The organism is Mesorhizobium sp. LEGMi-168a (assembly GCF_058312955.1).
This window is the reverse complement of sequence record NZ_JBZEGV010000010.1, coordinates 141,719-158,033: the sequence shown is the minus strand read 5'-3', so window position 1 is coordinate 158,033 and position 16,315 is coordinate 141,719. Positions and strand designations below refer to the sequence as shown.

Here is a 16,315-nt window from a genome sequence, read left to right as displayed (position 1 = left end):
CAAGCAATGACCCAGACATCGACTCCGGCCGGCAAGAAGCCGCTGATCCTGAACGGCTTCGGCATGACCGTGGTCGGCCATGTCTCGGCGGGCCTTTGGCGTCATCCTCGTGATAAGGCCGACACCTACACCAGCCTCGAATACTGGACCTCGCTCGCCAGGCTGCTCGACGATGGCGGGTTCGACGGACTGTTCCTGGCCGACGCGCTCGGCCATCTCGATGTCTTTGCCGGCACGCCGGACGCATCGCTGCGCACCGCCGCCCAATCGCCGGTCAACGATCCCTTGCTGCTCGTATCCGCCATGGCGGCGGCGACCAGGCATCTCGGTTTCGGCATCACCGTTTCGACGACCTACGAGCAGCCCTATCTTTTGGCGCGCAAGTTCACGACCCTCGACCATCTGACCAAGGGCCGCATCGCCTGGAACATCGTCACCTCGGTGCTGGAATCGGCCGCCAGGAACCTCGGCCTCGAGCGGCAGATCGACCATGACGAACGCTATGACCGCGCCCAGGAATTTCTCGACGTCGCCTACAAGCTCTGGGAAGGCTCCTGGGAGGACGGCGCGGTGGTGCGCGACCGCGAGCGCGGCATCTACACCGATCCGGCGAAAGTCCACCCGATCAACCATCACGGCCAATATTACCGGGTCCCCGACGCGCATCTCTCCGAGCCGAGCCCGCAGCGCACCCCGCTGCTCTACCAGGCCGGAACCTCGCCGCGCGGCAGAGAATTCGCCGCGCGCAACGCCGAGGTCGTCTTCCTGGGCGGCACCAACCATGCCGCGATTCGCCGCTCGATAGAGGCGATCCGCTCGCGCGCCGTCGAGCTCGGCCGCGCGCCCGACGCCATCAAATTCATCACGGCGGTGAGTGTCATCCCGGCGGCCACCGACGAAGAGGCGCAAGCCAAGTACAAGGACTACCTGTCCTACACCAGCATCGAGGCAGCGCTCGCCCTCTTCTCAGCCTGGACCGGCGTCGACTGGTCGACTTACCCGCTCGACCATCCGCTCGAATACATCGAGACCAATGCCGGACGCTCGGCTCTTGCCGGACTCACCGCGGTCGACGCGGCAAGGCGTTGGACGGTCGGCGACATCGCCGAATATATCGGCATCGGCGGCATTCACCCCAAGCTCGTCGGCTCGCCGACAACGGTCGCCGACCAACTCGAACGGCTGGCCGACGAGACCGGCGTCGACGGCTTCAACATCGCCTATGCGATCAGCCCGGGATCCTTCGAGGATTTCATCGAGTTCGTGGTGCCCGAGCTCAGGCGACGCGGGCGCATTCGCGGGCGGCCAAGCCAGCCCGCGACAATCCGCGAGCGATTCCAGGGAAGCGGCCAGCGGCGCCTTCGCGAGGATCATCCCGGCGCCCGCTATCGCGATCTTTCGGCGCTTGACGCGGGCAGTCAAACACGGACGGCGGCGGAATGAGCCTACATCTGCACTGGTATCTGCCGACCAATGGCGACAGCCGCGAGATCGTCGGCTCGGGCGACGACTCGCATGTGATCGGAGGGCCGTCGAGCTTCCGCAAGCCGACCATCGACTATCTTGGCGAGATTTCGCGAACGGCCGAGCTGCTTGGTTACGAGGCGGTGCTGACCCCGACCGGAACCTGGTGCGAAGACGCCTGGATCACCACCGCGGCACTCAGCCAGGTCACGAAGCGACTGAAGTTCCTTGTCGCCTTCCGGCCTGGGCTGGTGACGCCGACGCTGGCCGCGCACCAGGCGGCGACCTTCCAGCGCATTTCCGGCGGGCGCCTGTTGATCAACATCGTCACCGGCGGCGACCCGCTCGAGCAGCGCCGCTTCGGCGATTGGCTCGATCACGACCAGCGCTATCAGCGCACCGGCCAATTTCTCGATGTGATGCGCGGTGTTGCACGCCAGCCCGGCGAGCCGGCTTTCGACTTCAATGGCGAGCATTACCGGATCGAGGGCGCGCGGATCGATTTCGGACCCTGGCCCTTCCCCGAAATATTCTTCGGCGGCGCGAGCCCGGCCGCCGAGCAAGTCGCGGCGCGACACGTCGATACCTATCTGGCCTGGGGCGAGCCGCCGGACCAGGTGCGCGAGCGCATCGCCCGCATGCGCGCGCTGGCGGATGCGAATGGCCGCAAGCTTTCCTTCGGCATCCGCCTGCATGTGATCAGCCGCGACACCGAGGCGCTCGCCTGGAGCGAGGCGGCCCGGCTGCTGGAAAAGATAACGCCGGAGCGGGTCCAGAGCGCCCAGGCGGTCCTCGCGCGCACCGAGTCGATCGGACAGCGCAGGATGACCGCGCTTCAACAGCAATCCGGGCTGGCGGCGGTGACCGGCGGGACGGCGCGCGACCTCGAAATCGCGCCCAATCTCTGGGCCGGTTACGCGCTGGTGCGCGGCGGCGCCGGCACCGCGCTGGTCGGCAGCCACGAGCAGATCGCGGAGCGCATCGAGGAGTATCACGCGCTCGGCTTCGACCACTTCATCCTTTCGGGTCAGCCGCATGTCGAAGAGGCCTATTTCTTCGCCGAAGGCGCGGCCGCGATCCTCAAGAGCAAAAGACTGATCGCTGCGCAAGCTGCGTGATCAGGCCACTAATAGCAGGAGAATTTACAGATGGCGGCAGTCGAGAACTATGTTGGGGTCGGCGACAAGGAATTCGCCGAATGGCAGAAGATCGCGCGCTCTGTAGCCGACCGGCTGGCCGCAACGGCGCTCGAGCGCGACCGCGCCAACAAAGACCCGCATGAGGAACTGTCCTGGCTGCGCGAGGCCGGGCTGCTGGGCTTTGCCGCGCCGCGCGAATTCGGCGGCGCGGGCGGCAATCTGGTCCAGGCGCTTCAGCTCAGCCGCATCATCGCGGCCGCCGACGGATCGATCGGCCAGCTCATCGCCTATCATTATTCGAACGGCGTCTGGACCTACATACTGGGGACGCCGGAGCAATGGGAAAAGACCGCGCGCGGGGTCGGCGAACAAGGCTGGTTCCAGGGCGGCGTCAGCAACCCGCGCGACCAATGGGCCGATCTCGAGCGCGTCAAGGATCACTATCTGGTCAACGGCAAGCGGACCTTCGCGACGGGCGCGTCCGTGTCGCAGGTGATCACCGTCTCGCTGTGGGACGGCGACAGGCGCGCCCATTTCCAGATCCCGCCCGGTCGCGCCGGCATCAGTTTCGGCGGTGATTGGGACAATCTCGGCCAGAGGCTGACGGCCAGCGGCAGCATCACCTTCGATAAGGTCGAGGCTTTCCCGGACGAGCTGTTGACCGGACTTGATCACTACGAAGGCGATGTCGAACGCCGCGACGGGCTGCGCGTGTTGTTCAGCCAGCTCATTTTCGTGAATTTCTATCTCGGCATTGCCGAGGGCGCCCTTGCCGCGGCCGCCGCCTATGTCCGCAAGGACGGCAGGCCATGGCCGGAGTCTGGCCTGGATAAGGCAGTCGACGATCCCTACTACCATTTGACGCTCGGCCGCCTGTCGGCCGGCATTGCCGCCGGCGTGGCGCTTGCCGACAAGGCGGCCGCACTCTACCAGCATGCGCTCGCCGCCGGTCCCGGTCTCACCGCCGAGCAATGGGGCGAGCTCGCTCTCATCACCGATCAGGCCAAGATCGTTGCCAACGACATCTCGCTTGAGGTCACGTCGCGCATCTACGAGGTGACCGGCGCCCGCTCGACCGCCAACAAATACGGTCTCGACATCTATTGGCGCAATGTGAGGACGCACACGGTGCACGATCCGGTCTCCTATCGCGCGAAGGAAGTCGGCGTCCATGTGCTGACCGGCAAGCTGCCCCAGCCGCGCGTCTACGCGCCGCCGCCCAACACCAAAGCGGCAAAAATCGCCGCGGAATAGAACGATGGCCGACATCCGCATCCTCGACCGGCATGACGACCTGCTGCGCGCCGGGGAGGTATTCCGCGCTGCCATGGTTGGCCTGCCTCTGCCTCCTATCAAAGCAGATGACGTTGCGGCGATCTTCGAGCCGGGACGCGCCTATGGCGCCTTCATAGGCGGCGAGCTGGTCGGAACGACGGACTCCTATTCGGGAGGCCTGCTCGCCCCCGGTGGCGCCCGCCTGCCGCAGGCTGCCGTCACCCATGTCGGCGTGCTGCCGACCCACACGCGCCGTGGCATAGCGACGGCGCTTGCGGCGCGGCAGCTGAAAGACGCGCGCGATCGCGGCGAGACCATCGCCTCGCTCAGGGCATCGGATGCTCGCATCTACGGCCATTTCGGCTATGGCGTCGCGAACTCGTCGGCGACGTTCGAGGTCGACAGGGAACGTGCCCGGCTGCGGCCCGGCGTTGCGCGTCACGGCGATGTCCGGCTTGCCGATGCCGGTAGCGCCTGGGATCTGCTCGCGCAAATCTATGCCGAGCATGGGTGGCGGCGGCCCGGCGTCATCGACCGGTCGACCTATTGGTGGGAATTCCAGAAATTCAAGCAATCGCTGTCCTCGGCTCCCACCTATGTCGCCGTGCACGGAGCCGCAGGGAACGAAGATGGCTTCGTGCGCTATCACCCGGTCGGGCTGGACAGTTGGTTCACCAGTTCGCAGCGGACCATCGTCGTCGATGACATCGTCGCCGCCACGCCGCAGACCTATATCGCACTGGTTTCCTATCTGCTGACGGTCGATCTCGCGCATCGGATCGTGTTCTGGAGCCGCCCGCTGGACGACGCGCTGCCATTGCTGTTCGAAGATCGCCGCTGCGTCGCTATCACCTCGGTTCGGGACGAAACCTGGCTTCGGCTGGTCGATGTCGTGGCCGCCCTCGATGCGAGAACCTATGGCGCCGACGAGACCGTGGTCATCGATATCGCCGATCGCCTGCTGCCCGAGAACAATGGCACCATCCGCCTGTCGGCGAAGGGCGCTGCGGCAACCAACGAAAGGGCGGAGGCCAGTGTAGACGTATCGGCGCTGGCTGCTGCCTATCTCGGGGGAACGAGATGGTGGCAACTGGCCCAGGCCGGTCAGGTGAAAGCGGAACGCCCCGCGACGATCGCCAAGCTCGACGCGTTGTTTAGAGTGCCGGAGCTGCCGCATTCCGGCACGATGTTCTGATCTTGCGCCTTCACTCCGCCGCCGCGCGCGTCTCGCCGTCCTTGCGACCCTTCTCCCAGGCCTGACCGGGAATCGCGGCGAGCAGGGCTTTCGCGTAGTCCGATTTGGGCGCGGACAGGATATCGGCGGGGCTCCCGCTCTCGACGATACGACCGCTTCTCATCACCGCGATGCGGTCGGCGATCGCGGCCGCGACGCGCAGGTCGTGGGTGATGAACAACATGGCCAGCCCCATCTCGCGCCGGATGTCGCCGAGCAGCTGCAGGACCTGTGCCTGAACCGAAACATCGAGCGCGGAGACCGGTTCGTCGGCGACAAGAAGGTCGGGCTGCAGCATCAGCGCCCGCGCCACACCGATGCGTTGACGCTGGCCGCCCGAGAACGCATGCGGAAAACGATCCGCCGCGGAGGGTGGGAGGCCGACCCGTTCAAGCAGATGCAGCATGCGTTCTTCCGCGGTGGCTTTGTCCAACCCGTTGACGATTGCAGCCTCGGTGACGATGCGGCGAACACGATGGCGCGGATTGAGCGAGGCGAACGGGTCCTGGAACACCATCTGGATCCGGCTCCGCAGCGCGCGGTCCCGTTTCAGTTCGCCAATGTCCCGGCCCTCAAAGCGGATCGATCCATCGTCGCGGCGCAATAGGCCGGCGATGCAATGGCCAAGCGTCGTCTTTCCCGAGCCCGACTCGCCGACAAGCGCCACGGTCTCACCCCGACCGACAACGAGATCGACATTATCGACCGCAGCCACCGACGCAACAGTCGCGCCGAACAGTTTTCGGCGCGCGCGATAGGTTTTCGACAGTTGTTTCACCTCGAGCAACGGCGGCGTTGCGGACACCTTCGCCGGTCCGGGCGACAGCACTGGAACCGCGCTGAGAAGCTCGCGCGTGTAAGGATCGGCGGGCGCATCGAGGACGGCAGAGGTCGTCCCCGCCTCCACCACCTTGCCTTCCTTCAGCACCACCACCTTGTCGGCGATTTCGGCGACCACGCCGAAGTCATGGGTGATGAACAATACGGCAAGGCCGAGCCGGTCGCGGATATCGAGGATGAGGCGCAGGATTTCTGCCTGGGTGGTCACGTCCAGCGCCGTCGTCGGCTCATCGGCGATCAGCAGCTCGGGCTCGTTTGCGATGGCGACCGCGATCATGACGCGTTGCCGCTGCCCGCCGGAAAGCTGATGCGCATACCGCCGAGCGATCGCCTCGGGATCCGGCAGCCGGGTCGCGCGGATCAGCTCCAGAACGCGGGCGCGCCGCCTGTCGCGATTGCCATAGCCATGCGCGACGAGAGCTTCCTCGATCTGCTCGCCGACGGTCAGAACCGGATTGAGCGCCGACATCGGTTCCTGGAAGACGAAGCCGATGCGCTTTCCCCGCAATTGCCTGAAGGACGCTTCAGGCAATTGGCTGATATCGGTACCGTCGAAGCCGATGGTGCCTCCGATGAAACGCAGCTCGTCGCGAGGCATGAGACCCGCAATCGCCGCGCCGAGGACCGACTTGCCGGAGCCGGATTCTCCGACCAGGCAAACCACTTCGCCGCGATCGACCGACAGCGAAACTTGATCAAGCGCCAGGTCGCGGTCGGCTCCTTCGGGCAGAGCGATTGACAGCGCATTGACTTCGACCAGCGCGCTCATCGCCGCCCCCGGCTTCGGTTGCGTGGATTGAGCCAGTGGTTGAGGCCGTCACCGACAAGGTTGAGCGAGAGCACCGTCAGGAAGATCGCGATGCCGGGGAAGGTGGAGAGCCACCAGTTGACGCGAAAGGCGGACCGGCCGGTGCCGAGAAGGAAACCCCATGTCACGGCATCGCGATTGCCGAGGCCAAGGAAGCTGATGCCGGATTCGATCAGGATGACCGTCGCGATCATCAGCGACGCCGCCACGATCACCGGCGACAGCACGTTAGGCAGAATATGGCCGGTGACGATGCGCAGATTGGAAAGACCGCCGACCCGCGCGGCCTTGACGTAGTCCAGGTTTGTGCTGGCCAGCACTTGCGCCCGCACCAGCCGCGCTATCTGCGGCCAACTGACGACGGAGATCGCGACGATGATCGAGCTCGGCGTCGGCGCGACGATGGCCACGATCACGACGGTGAGCAGAAAGCTCGGGATCGTCTGGAAGAACTCCGTGAAGCGCATCGCGACGTCGTCGGCCATCCCGCCGAAATAGCCGGCGACCGACCCGACGAGCGTGCCGAAGGCGACCGACAGCGCCGTCACCGACAGCGCGATCAAAAGCGTCACGCGGGCGCCGTGGACGATGCCGGCGGCAAGGTCCCTGCCCAGCATGTCGGTGCCCAGCGGGTAGCCGGGGCTGAACGGCGGCAGGTTGGGCCGCGCCACCATGCGCCAGGGATCGCCCGGATAGATCTGGTTCGCAAACAGCGCCGTGAAGACAATCGCGGCAAGCACCAGGGCGCCCGCGACAGCCCCGGGATGCTGGAGGAGCGGGTTTCGCGCCGCCACGGTTTATGCGCCCAGCTCGATACGCGGATCGGCCGCGACGTAGAGGATGTCGGCGACCAGGTTGATGGCGACGACGATCGCCGCGGAGACGAAGAAGATCGCCAGAAGCAGATTGTAGTCGCGCTGCAGCAGCGCGTCGAAGGCCAGTCGGCCGATACCGGGCCAACCGAACACGGTTTCGATGAGGATGGAGCCGCCGATCAGATTGCCGGCCTGCAGCGAGGCGAAGGTGATGATCGGCAGCAGCGCGTTGCGCAGCACATGGCGCCGCCAGATCGCGCCTGGACGCAACCCCTTCGAGCGGGCGGTGCGCACGAAATCCCGGTCGAGCACCTCGATCACCGCCGTGCGAGTCACCCGCATGTAGATCGCCATGTAGAACAGGCCGAGCGTCAGGGCCGGCAGCAGCAGATGGAGCGCGACGTCGGCGACCAGTGCCGGTCCGGAATGGCCGGCGCCGACAGTGAGCATGCCGTAGGACGGCAGCCAGTTCAGCCATACCGAGAAGATCAGGATCGACATCAGGCCGATCCAGAACAGCGGCATGGCGAAGAACACCAGGGCTAGCGTCGTCAGCAGGCTGTCGAGCAGGCTGCCGACGCGTCGGGCCGCGACCGCGCCGAGCAGCACGCCTGAGAGCAGCGCGAAGGCGAAGGCGGACAAGGTGAGCAGCAAGGTCGCCGGCAGGCGTTCCGCCACGATGTCGATCACCGGCCGCTGGTCGCGATAGGACCGGCCGAAGTCGAAGCGCGCCAGCGATTTGCCATAGATCCACAATTGCTCGGGGATCGACCGGTCGAGACCGAGATCGTGGCGCAGCTCCTCGACGAAGGCGGGATCGGCCGCGCCCTGGTCGCCGGCCAGCACCGACGCCGGATCGCCCGGCGCCAGCCTGAGCAGTACGAAGTTCACGACGATCACGCCGGCGAGGATGAGGATCGCCTTGGCGGCTCGTCCCAACAAGAAACCAAGGCGATCCACTCTCCCGCCCCCGGTCAATGATCGATCCAGACGACGGCGAAGTTGTCGTCGGTGCCGAGCCCCGAGGTGATCAGATCGTGCACCGTCTTGCGATAGAGCGTCGGGAATACGATGTCGTGTGTCCAGATGAGCGGCACGTCCGCCGAAATGATCTTCTGCGCCTGCGAATAGAGCGCCTTGCGTTCGGCGATGTCGTTCTCGTGGCTGGCGTCGGTGAGCAGCCGGTCGACCTCGGGGTTGGAATAGCCGTGGACGTTGCCGCCGGTGGTGCCGGCATTGTCGCCCTGGATCGTCGTATAGGCATAGCTGATGCCGATCGCCGGATCGGGCGTGGTATAGACGAAGTTCTGCCCGAGATCGTAGTCGAACGTCGTCAGGCGCTTGAACCAGCCCGGCACGTCTGTGGTAACGATGTCGACCTTGATGCCGATCGCGGCCAGTGCCTCGCGCGTGTACTCGGCCTGACGCTGCCACAGCTCGCCGTAAGGCAGCGGGACAAGTTTCACCTCGAAGCGAACGCCATTGGCGTCAGGCTTGAGCCCGACCTCGTCGAGGATCGCGTTCGCCTTGGCCGGATCGTACTCGTATTTCGTCTCGACGGAGCTGTCCTTGAATCGCGACAGGCGCGAGATCGGCCCGTTGATCTCATGGCCGAAGCCGGCAAAGATCGTGTCGATGATGAACTGCCGGTCGATGGCGTGGGCGATCGCCTGGCGCACCCTGACATCGTCGAGCGGCTTATGGCGGTTGTTGAGGTGGATATAGCCGACCGGCTGCAGGAATTCCCAGCCGGCCTCGGTCAGCTCGACGCCGTCATTCTGCGCCAGACGCCTTATGTCGAAATTCTCGACATCGCCGGCCCTCAGCACATCCACCTTTCCGGTTTCGAATGCGACGGCGCGGCTGTTGGCGTCGGGGATGACATGGAAATAGATATCGTCGAGATAGGGCTTGCCCGCATCCCAGTAATCCGGGTTCTTGGCGAGATGGATGAAGGACCCCTTGTTCCATTCGACGAATTTGAACGGGCCGGTGCCGATGAACTTCGCATTGGCCGCGGCGTTGCGATAGTCGGTCACACCTTCGTAGAGATGTGCCGGCAGAACGGCCGTGTTGTGGACATAGAGGAAGGCCGGATAGGGCTGCTTCAGCGTGAACACGACCGTATGGTCGTCCGGCGTTGCGATGTCCTTGACCTCGGCGAGATTGAGACGTGAACGCGCCTGCAGCGCCGGCAGGAATTTCCGGAAGCTGAAGACCACATCCTTGGCGGTGAACGGCTCGCCATCGTGCCACTTCACGTTCTTCCGCAGCTTGAAGGTGTAGACCAGCCCGTCGTCCGAGATCGTCCAGCTCTCGGCAAGCCGCGGCAGCGGCTTCAAGTCGGGGGAATAGTCGAGCAGGCTTTCATAGATCTTGTTGCCGACATAGGTCGTCGGCCCAGCCGGTTCACGCCGATATTCAGCGTCGGCGGCTCGGGCTGGACGATGAGGTTCAGCGTGCCGCCGGCCTGCGCGGCCCGTAGCGGGCCAACGGCAAGCAGGATCATCGCCAAGGCTGCGGCAAAGGACGAAAGCAAGCGTTTCATTAACTGGATACCATTGTCGTTTCCTGGATCGGCCTGGCTTCGCCGGAAGGAAACCGGCCTGCCTTGGGGCAGGCCGGGGCCGGCGAATTAATTCTTGGCGGTACGCCAGTAGACCGGCGTGTCCCAGCTCGGGCCAAGGACGAAGCCGTTGACATTGGCGCGCGTCGGCGCCTGCTCGACTTCCTGGTAGAGGACGATGATCGGCGAGTTGTCCCGCACTTCCTTCTGGAGCGATGCGTAGATTTCGGTTCGCTTTGCGGGATCGCTTTCCAACAGGCCCGAATGGGTCTTTTCACTCAATTCGGGGATCAGCCAATGGTTGCGCCAGGCGGCGTTCTTGGCGGAAGCTTTGTCGGAATCGTCAGTGTTGACGGTGAAGAACTCGGCGCTCGAATGCACGTCGAGATAGTCCGGGGACCAGACCGAGATGACAGCCTCGTGCTGGCGCGCGCGATAGCGCGACGTCACCTGTCCGCGATCGATGGCATTCAGCTCGACCTTGATGCCGGCCTGCTCCAACGTCGCCTGGATGGCTTGCGCCGCTTCCTTGTCGGGCGACGAGTTGTAGGCGTCGATCTTCAGCGAAAAACCGTCCTTGTAGCCGGCCTCGGCCAGCAGAGCTTTCGCCTTGGCGATGTCGAGGTGATAGGGCGTTTCATCGAGCGACCCGCCGGAGCCCTTGCCCCAAAAACTCTGGTGGACGAAGAACTGGCCCTTGAGGATGTTGCTGGTGATGCCTTCGTAATCGATCGCCCAGCGGATCGCCTGCTGCACCTTCGGGTTCTTGAGCGGCTCGATCGCCTGGTTGAGCGCGAGATAGCGGATGTTGGTCTTCGGCGAGGAGACCAGCTTGATGTCGGCATTGGTCGACAGCGCCTTGATCTGGTCGGCATTGAGGTTGCGGGCGATATCCACATCGCCCTTCTCGACCAGCAATCGCTGCGTAGCGGCCTCGGGCACATGCCGCACGATGACGTTCTTCAGCGGCACGGCTTCGCGCTTGTAGTTCGGGTTGGCGGAAAGCACGACCACCTCGTTCGGCTTCCAGGTGACGAGCTGGTATGGGCCGGAGCCTGCGGAATGGGTCTTCAGCCAGCCGTAGCCAAGGTCATCGCCCTCCTGGTGCGTCAGCGCCTCCTGCTTGTCGACCACGGCAGCGACAGCCGACGATAGCGCCTTCAGGAAGAGTTCCGGCGCATAGGGCTTGTCGAGCTTGACCACCAGGGTCTTGTCGTCGGGCGCGGTGATCTGGTCCTTGACGTTGTCCTTGGTCCACCCGAACTGGGTCAGGATGAAGGCCGGCGTCTTGCCCAGGGCGACGACGCGCTGCAGCGAGAACACGGCGTCCTGAGCGGTCAGCGCATGGCCTGACGAGAAGACAAGCCCGTCGCGGATCTTGAACGTGAAGTTCAGGCCGTCGTCGGAGATCTTCCACGATTCCACCGCGCCGCCGATCAGCTTGGTGAAGTCGCCTGGATCGAAGGTCAGCAGGCGATCGTAAATGTTGTTGACCACCTCGCCGCCGCTAAGCTCATAAACCTCGGCCGGATCGAGCGTGATGATGTCGTCGATGTTCTTGGCGATCACCAGCGTATCGGGCGGTGTCGCGGCATGAACGGTCTGTGAGAACGTGAAGGTCATGGCCGACGCGGCCAGGAGCAGCCCGGCGAGGCTCGACTTCAGAACCGACCGCCGGCTTGGTGACGCTGATATATTGCTCTTACGGGCGCTCATGTCCCACTCTCCTGAGAAAATCCCTGTTGCAGACAACCCGGGCTTGCCCGGTCCCCCGGTCTCGGCGGCAAGGCAACGGCCAAGCCGCGCCGGCAAAATCAATCTATTAAGTTGATAGACATTGTAGTGTTATGGATTTCCAAAGTTTGGAACGGCCGGGGTTTTTGATTTCAAATCGCGGGCCGTGGCACTGCACCGGCGCGTTCGGACGTCAGGCGGCGCCGTGATGCGCGGAATCAAGAAGCGCTCGATAGGCCTCGTTGGCCGAGCGGCCGGCAAGCTCCGTCCGCGACGTCGTTCCGGCAATCTTTCCGTTCGTCATGACGACGATCCGCTCGCACATATGCGCGACGACGGCGAGATCGTGGCTGACCAGCACGAAATTGATGTCGCGCTCCTCGCGCAGCCGCGTCAGCAGGTTGAGGACCTCCGCCTGGACCGAAACGTCGAGCGCCGAGGTGGGCTCGTCGAGGAGAAGGATGCGCGGTTCCACCAGCAGGGCGCGGGCTATGCAGATACGCTGACGCTGGCCGCCGGAAAGCTGGCCAGGGAAACGAAAGCGAGCGCTTCGCGGCAGTGCGACGGCATCGAGCGCCTCGGCGATCCTGCGCTCGCGATCGGCGATCCCGTGAATGACCAGCGGTTCCCGCAATATGTCGTCGATAGTATGCGCCGGATTGAGCGCGGCGGCCGGATCCTGAAAGACGATCTGCAGCAAGCGCCGCTCAGCGAGCGAACGGGTTGGTGAAAGCGGCGAACCAAACACGCTGATCGCACCGCTCCAATGCTTGTGGATTCCGGCGACGCATTTGAGAAGCGTGCTCTTGCCGCAGCCGGACTCGCCGACGATGCCGACGCTCTCGCCGGCGCCGACCGTCAGCGAGACATCGTCGACGATCGTCGTGCCGCCGAATGCGACGGAGAGACCGCGGATCGCAATCGGCAGACCGTTCATTGCAGCCAGGCCGGGTCGCGCGCCAGCACCGGCAGACGGCCGCCGGGATGCACCAGCGAGGGCCGGCATGCCAGCAGGCCTCTGGTGTAAGGATGGCGCGCGGCGTCGTAACCCTGCTCCGACGCCAGTGTCTCGAGCACCTGTCCGCCATACATCACCAGCACGCGATCGGCATAGCCGGCGACAAGATCGAGGTCATGGCTGATAAGGATCAGGCCCATGCCGCGCAGCCTGACCTGCTCGTCGATGAGCTCTAGGATGCCGTGCTGGACGACCGCGTCGAGCGCCGAGGTCGATTCGTCGGCGATCAACACTTCCGGCTCGCCGGCCAGCATCATGGCGATCATGATCCGCTGCGCCATGCCCCCCGACACCTCATGCGGATGGAGCCCGGCGACGCGTCTCGGGTCGGCGATGTGCACCTCGTCGAGGAGTTCCGGCACCCGCCGACGGGCTTCGCGCTGCGACAATCCCCGGTGCAGGCGCAACATCTCGGCGACCTGATGCTCGACGGTCTTGACCGGGTTCAGCCCCTGGCGCGAGTCCTGGACGATCATGCCGATGCGACGGCCGCGGATGGCGCGCAGCGCGCGGGGCGAAAGCGACAACAGATCATACCCAAGAAACCGCGCCTGTCGCGCGGTCACGATCGCCGGCGCGGCCAGCCCGAGCAGAGCCCTGACCGTCATGGACTTGCCCGAACCGGATTCGCCGACAATGGCCAGGCGCTCGCGCCCGAGTTCGAAACCTAGGCCGCGCACGACGTCCACCGGGCCGGAAGGCGTGGAAAAACGCACATTGAGGCCTTCGACGACAAGCAACGGTTCGACGGGCAGCGGTTCAATGGGCAGCGGTTCGACGGCCATCGCTCACCTCGACCGCGGATCGAGGACGTCGCGCAAGGCATCCCCCAGCATGTTGAAGCCGAGACTGAGCAGCAATATTCCAAAACCCGGGATGGTCGAAACCCACCATGCCTCAAAGATGACCGTCCGGCCGTCGGCGACCATGGCACCCCACTCAGCCTGCGGCGGAGGCAGGCTCAATCCGAGGAAGCCGAGGCCGGAGGTGATGAGGATGATGCCGGCCGCGTCGAGCGCCGCGCGCACGATCGCCGACGGCAGGCAAAGCGGCAGGATATGGCGGAACAGAAGCCTGGACTTCGAGGCACCGAGCGTCTCCGCCGCCTGGATGAACTCGGCGCGCCGATAGGCGATGGCCTCCGCCCGCGCGATACGGGCATAGGGCGGCCAGCCGGTCACCGCTATGGCGATGACGGCGGTGGACATGCCTGCTCCGAGCGTTGCGGCGACGGCGATGGCGAGGATCAGGCGCGGAAACGCCATGAAGACATCGCATGCCCGCATGATGACCTTGTCCAGGGACGGATTGAGGCCGGCCGCGGCGCCGGCGACGACGCCAAGCGGCACCGCCGACAGGAGCACCAGCGCCACGATGGCGAGCGTCGGCCGCGCGCCGAAGATCAGCCGAGCGAAAATATCGCGTCCCAGTGTGTCGGTGCCAAACCAGTGCGTGGCCGACGGTGGCTGGAGCCGCTCGGCCAGCACCTGCAGATCGGGATTGTAAAGCGGCAGATACGGCGCTGCGAGCGCGGTGGCGATCGCCACGCAAACGATGAATGATCCCGCCACACCGACAGGATCGCTCAGAAGGCGAACCACACCCGCATAGACGGCGCCAAGCCGCGCCTGCAGGCGCGAACCTGGCTCATCGCTGACCAGCCAGGCGGCTGCGGCGTTCAGCACGATCATCGCGCCCTCGCGCGAGGATCGAGCGCGGACTGGGCGACCTCCGCAATCATGTTCAGCAGCATGAACAGAACGCCGACGATCAGCGTGCCGGCCAGTACCGCGGGCAGATCGGCGGCGAACAGCGACTGCGTGATATAGAGGCCGAGCCCGGGCCAGGCGAACACGGTTTCGGTCAGCACCGCGCCTTCGAGAAGATAGGCATAGGTCCAGGCGACGACCGCGAGTATGGGTCCGATTGCGTTGGGCAGCGCATGCCGCCAGAGGATCGCGGTTTCGGAGAGACCCTTGAGGCGAGCAACGTTCACATAATCCTGGCGCATCTGCCAAAGCAGGAAGCTGCGTGTCATGCGCGCGATATAGCCGACCGCGATCAGGCTGAGCAGCGCGCCGGGGAGCACGATGTGCGAGACCGCATCGGCGAACGCACTCCAATCGCCGCTGATGGCGGTGTCGACAAGCACAAGCCCCGTCACGTCCGGCACCGTGTACTGATAGGCGATATCTATACGCCCTGGACCGCCGACCCAGCCGAGGCGCGCGTAGAAGACCAGCAGGCCGACGAGACCCAGCCAGAAAACGGGAACGGAGTGGCCTAGCAGGGAGAATATCCGAGCAAGATGATCCGGCCAGCGGCGCACAAAGCGCGCCGAGCAGACGCCAAGCGGCAGGCCGGCCGCGACACCGAACAGGATGGCAAAGGTGGCGAGTTCCAGTGTGGCCGGAAAGAACCGGGCAAGGTCGGAGGCGACAGGGTTGCCCGTCGTGGTCGACCTGCCGAAATCGCCCCGCAGCATGTCGAGCGAGAACAATGCGAACTGCTCGATCAGCGGACGGTCAAGGCGCATCGCCCGGAACGTCTCGTCATAGAGCCCCTGCGGCGCCCGGTCGCCAATCACGGCGAGCACGGGATCGACGGGAAGAATCCGTCCGATCGCGAAGACGATGAACAACAGACCGACAAGGACCAAGGCGACGGTTACGGCGCCGGAAATGAGCCTGCGTACAGCCACGGGAATCCGAAGGCCTAAGGCAACGCTCGCTTTCCGACGAAGCGGCGGCGTCTCGAGAATGGCGCTCATGGTTCCGACCTTCCGGAGCGTGCAGTCGAATTGTCGCCGGGCGCTTCGGCTATTCCGCCGCGATCCGCTGGCCGGCGGCGCGGCGCGAGAGCGCATAGCCTGCCTCGTCGACCGCCTGCGCAACGCGCTTTCGGATTGCCTCGGACACCAGGACGCCGTCGGTGAAATCCTTGTCCGTCGCATAGACCGCCGTCGGCAAGGCAAGCGCTTCGAAGAAGCCGAACAGCGGCCGCAGCTGATGCTCGACGATCAGCGCATGTCGCTCGCCGCCGCCCGTTGCAAGCAGCAGCACCGGCTTGCCCCTCAGCGAGGCCGGATCGAGCAGGTCGAAGAAGTGTTTGAACAGACCGGTGTAACTGCCCTTGTAGGTCGGCGAGCCGACCACCAGCACATCGGCGTTGACGACCTTGTCGAGAACATCGCGGCCCTGCTGGTCGAGATCGCGCGCCCATTTGGCGCTGCCGAGCGAGGCGCCGACGTCTTCGATGTCGAAGGTGCTCGCGGACAAAGTGTTGCGGGCGGCGATGTCCCTGACAACCTGCTCGACAAACCCACGTGTCTTCGACGGCCGGGTGAAATTTCCGGAGAAACCGACAACGGTTGGGTTGGGCATGCTCACTTCCTCGATATGCCGACGCTGGATCTAATGTCT

General features: G+C 64.8%; 15 protein-coding genes. 4 read left to right on the top strand and 11 right to left on the bottom strand.

Annotated features, from left to right (window positions below):
• The first annotated feature begins 6 nt into the window (after positions 1-6).
• From AC4FWB_RS16030 to AC4FWB_RS16015, 4 genes are read left to right on the top strand one after another with little or no spacing between them, the layout of a single operon-like run.
• Positions 7-1,443, top strand: a complete 1,437-nt coding sequence (locus AC4FWB_RS16030; RefSeq protein WP_491027170.1) for an LLM class flavin-dependent oxidoreductase — start codon at positions 7-9, stop codon at positions 1,441-1,443.
• Positions 1,440-2,582, top strand: coding sequence for an LLM class flavin-dependent oxidoreductase (locus AC4FWB_RS16025; protein WP_491027168.1), 1,143 nt, complete (start codon positions 1,440-1,442; stop codon positions 2,580-2,582). The genes AC4FWB_RS16030 and AC4FWB_RS16025 overlap by 4 nt, the downstream gene beginning before the upstream one ends.
• A gap of 30 nt (positions 2,583-2,612) precedes the next feature.
• Positions 2,613-3,857: an acyl-CoA dehydrogenase family protein gene (locus AC4FWB_RS16020; protein ID WP_491027166.1), complete on the top strand. Its 1,245-nt coding sequence runs from the start codon at positions 2,613-2,615 to the stop codon at positions 3,855-3,857.
• Between the two features lie 4 nt (positions 3,858-3,861).
• The gene (locus AC4FWB_RS16015; protein ID WP_491027165.1) at positions 3,862-5,073 is read left to right on the top strand and encodes a GNAT family N-acetyltransferase; all 1,212 of its coding nucleotides are present in this window, start codon (positions 3,862-3,864) and stop codon (positions 5,071-5,073) included.
• Between the two features lie 10 nt (positions 5,074-5,083).
• Here AC4FWB_RS16015 and AC4FWB_RS16010 read toward each other — a convergent pair whose 3' ends face one another.
• From AC4FWB_RS16010 to msuE, 11 genes are all read right to left on the bottom strand, one after another.
• Positions 5,084-6,721: an ABC transporter ATP-binding protein gene (locus AC4FWB_RS16010; protein ID WP_491027164.1), complete on the bottom strand. Its 1,638-nt coding sequence runs from the start codon at positions 6,719-6,721 to the stop codon at positions 5,084-5,086.
• Positions 6,718-7,554, bottom strand: coding sequence for an ABC transporter permease (locus AC4FWB_RS16005; RefSeq protein ID WP_491027163.1), 837 nt, complete (start codon positions 7,552-7,554; stop codon positions 6,718-6,720). Before AC4FWB_RS16005 ends, AC4FWB_RS16010 begins: the two co-directional genes overlap by 4 nt.
• A gap of 3 nt (positions 7,555-7,557) precedes the next feature.
• On the bottom strand, positions 7,558-8,517 hold the full coding sequence (locus tag AC4FWB_RS16000; RefSeq protein WP_491027162.1) for an ABC transporter permease: 960 nt from the start codon (positions 8,515-8,517) through the stop codon (positions 7,558-7,560).
• 32 nt (positions 8,518-8,549) lie between these two features.
• Entirely contained in the window at positions 8,550-9,917 is a 1,368-nt protein-coding gene (locus AC4FWB_RS15995) for an ABC transporter substrate-binding protein (RefSeq protein WP_491027161.1), read from the bottom strand.
• Positions 9,914-10,123: a hypothetical protein gene (locus AC4FWB_RS15990; RefSeq protein ID WP_491027160.1), complete on the bottom strand. Its 210-nt coding sequence runs from the start codon at positions 10,121-10,123 to the stop codon at positions 9,914-9,916. The genes AC4FWB_RS15995 and AC4FWB_RS15990 overlap by 4 nt, the downstream gene beginning before the upstream one ends.
• An 87-nt stretch (positions 10,124-10,210) precedes the next feature.
• A complete protein-coding gene (locus AC4FWB_RS15985; protein WP_491027159.1) occupies positions 10,211-11,857 on the bottom strand; it encodes an ABC transporter substrate-binding protein in 1,647 nt (548 codons plus the stop codon).
• Between the two features lie 211 nt (positions 11,858-12,068).
• The gene (locus tag AC4FWB_RS15980; RefSeq protein ID WP_491027158.1) at positions 12,069-12,812 is read right to left on the bottom strand and encodes an ABC transporter ATP-binding protein; all 744 of its coding nucleotides are present in this window, start codon (positions 12,810-12,812) and stop codon (positions 12,069-12,071) included.
• Positions 12,809-13,678, bottom strand: a complete 870-nt coding sequence (locus AC4FWB_RS15975; protein ID WP_491027157.1) for an ABC transporter ATP-binding protein — start codon at positions 13,676-13,678, stop codon at positions 12,809-12,811. Before AC4FWB_RS15975 ends, AC4FWB_RS15980 begins: the two co-directional genes overlap by 4 nt.
• 3 nt (positions 13,679-13,681) lie before the next feature.
• Positions 13,682-14,584, bottom strand: a complete 903-nt coding sequence (locus tag AC4FWB_RS15970; RefSeq protein WP_491027156.1) for an ABC transporter permease — start codon at positions 14,582-14,584, stop codon at positions 13,682-13,684.
• The gene (locus tag AC4FWB_RS15965) at positions 14,581-15,594 is read right to left on the bottom strand and encodes an ABC transporter permease (RefSeq protein WP_491027155.1); all 1,014 of its coding nucleotides are present in this window, start codon (positions 15,592-15,594) and stop codon (positions 14,581-14,583) included. The genes AC4FWB_RS15970 and AC4FWB_RS15965 overlap by 4 nt, the downstream gene beginning before the upstream one ends.
• Before the next feature lie 118 nt (positions 15,595-15,712).
• A complete protein-coding gene (msuE, locus tag AC4FWB_RS15960; protein ID WP_491027154.1) occupies positions 15,713-16,276 on the bottom strand; it encodes an FMN reductase in 564 nt (187 codons plus the stop codon).
• Between the last annotated feature and the right edge of the window lie 39 nt (positions 16,277-16,315).

Coding starts and splice junctions, on each gene's coding strand:
- AC4FWB_RS16030 (WP_491027170.1), top strand. CDS start 7: ATGACCCAGACATCGACTCCGGCCGGCAAGAAGCCGCTGATCCTGAAC.
- AC4FWB_RS16025 (WP_491027168.1), top strand. CDS start 1,440: ATGAGCCTACATCTGCACTGGTATCTGCCGACCAATGGCGACAGCCGC.
- AC4FWB_RS16020 (WP_491027166.1), top strand. CDS start 2,613: ATGGCGGCAGTCGAGAACTATGTTGGGGTCGGCGACAAGGAATTCGCC.
- AC4FWB_RS16015 (WP_491027165.1), top strand. CDS start 3,862: ATGGCCGACATCCGCATCCTCGACCGGCATGACGACCTGCTGCGCGCC.
- AC4FWB_RS16010 (WP_491027164.1), bottom strand. CDS start 6,721: ATGAGCGCGCTGGTCGAAGTCAATGCGCTGTCAATCGCTCTGCCCGAA.
- AC4FWB_RS15990 (WP_491027160.1), bottom strand. CDS start 10,123: ATGAAACGCTTGCTTTCGTCCTTTGCCGCAGCCTTGGCGATGATCCTG.
- AC4FWB_RS15985 (WP_491027159.1), bottom strand. CDS start 11,857: ATGAGCGCCCGTAAGAGCAATATATCAGCGTCACCAAGCCGGCGGTCG.
- AC4FWB_RS15980 (WP_491027158.1), bottom strand. CDS start 12,812: ATGAACGGTCTGCCGATTGCGATCCGCGGTCTCTCCGTCGCATTCGGC.
- AC4FWB_RS15975 (WP_491027157.1), bottom strand. CDS start 13,678: ATGGCCGTCGAACCGCTGCCCATTGAACCGCTGCCCGTCGAACCGTTG.
- AC4FWB_RS15970 (WP_491027156.1), bottom strand. CDS start 14,584: ATGATCGTGCTGAACGCCGCAGCCGCCTGGCTGGTCAGCGATGAGCCA.
- msuE (WP_491027154.1), bottom strand. CDS start 16,276: ATGCCCAACCCAACCGTTGTCGGTTTCTCCGGAAATTTCACCCGGCCG.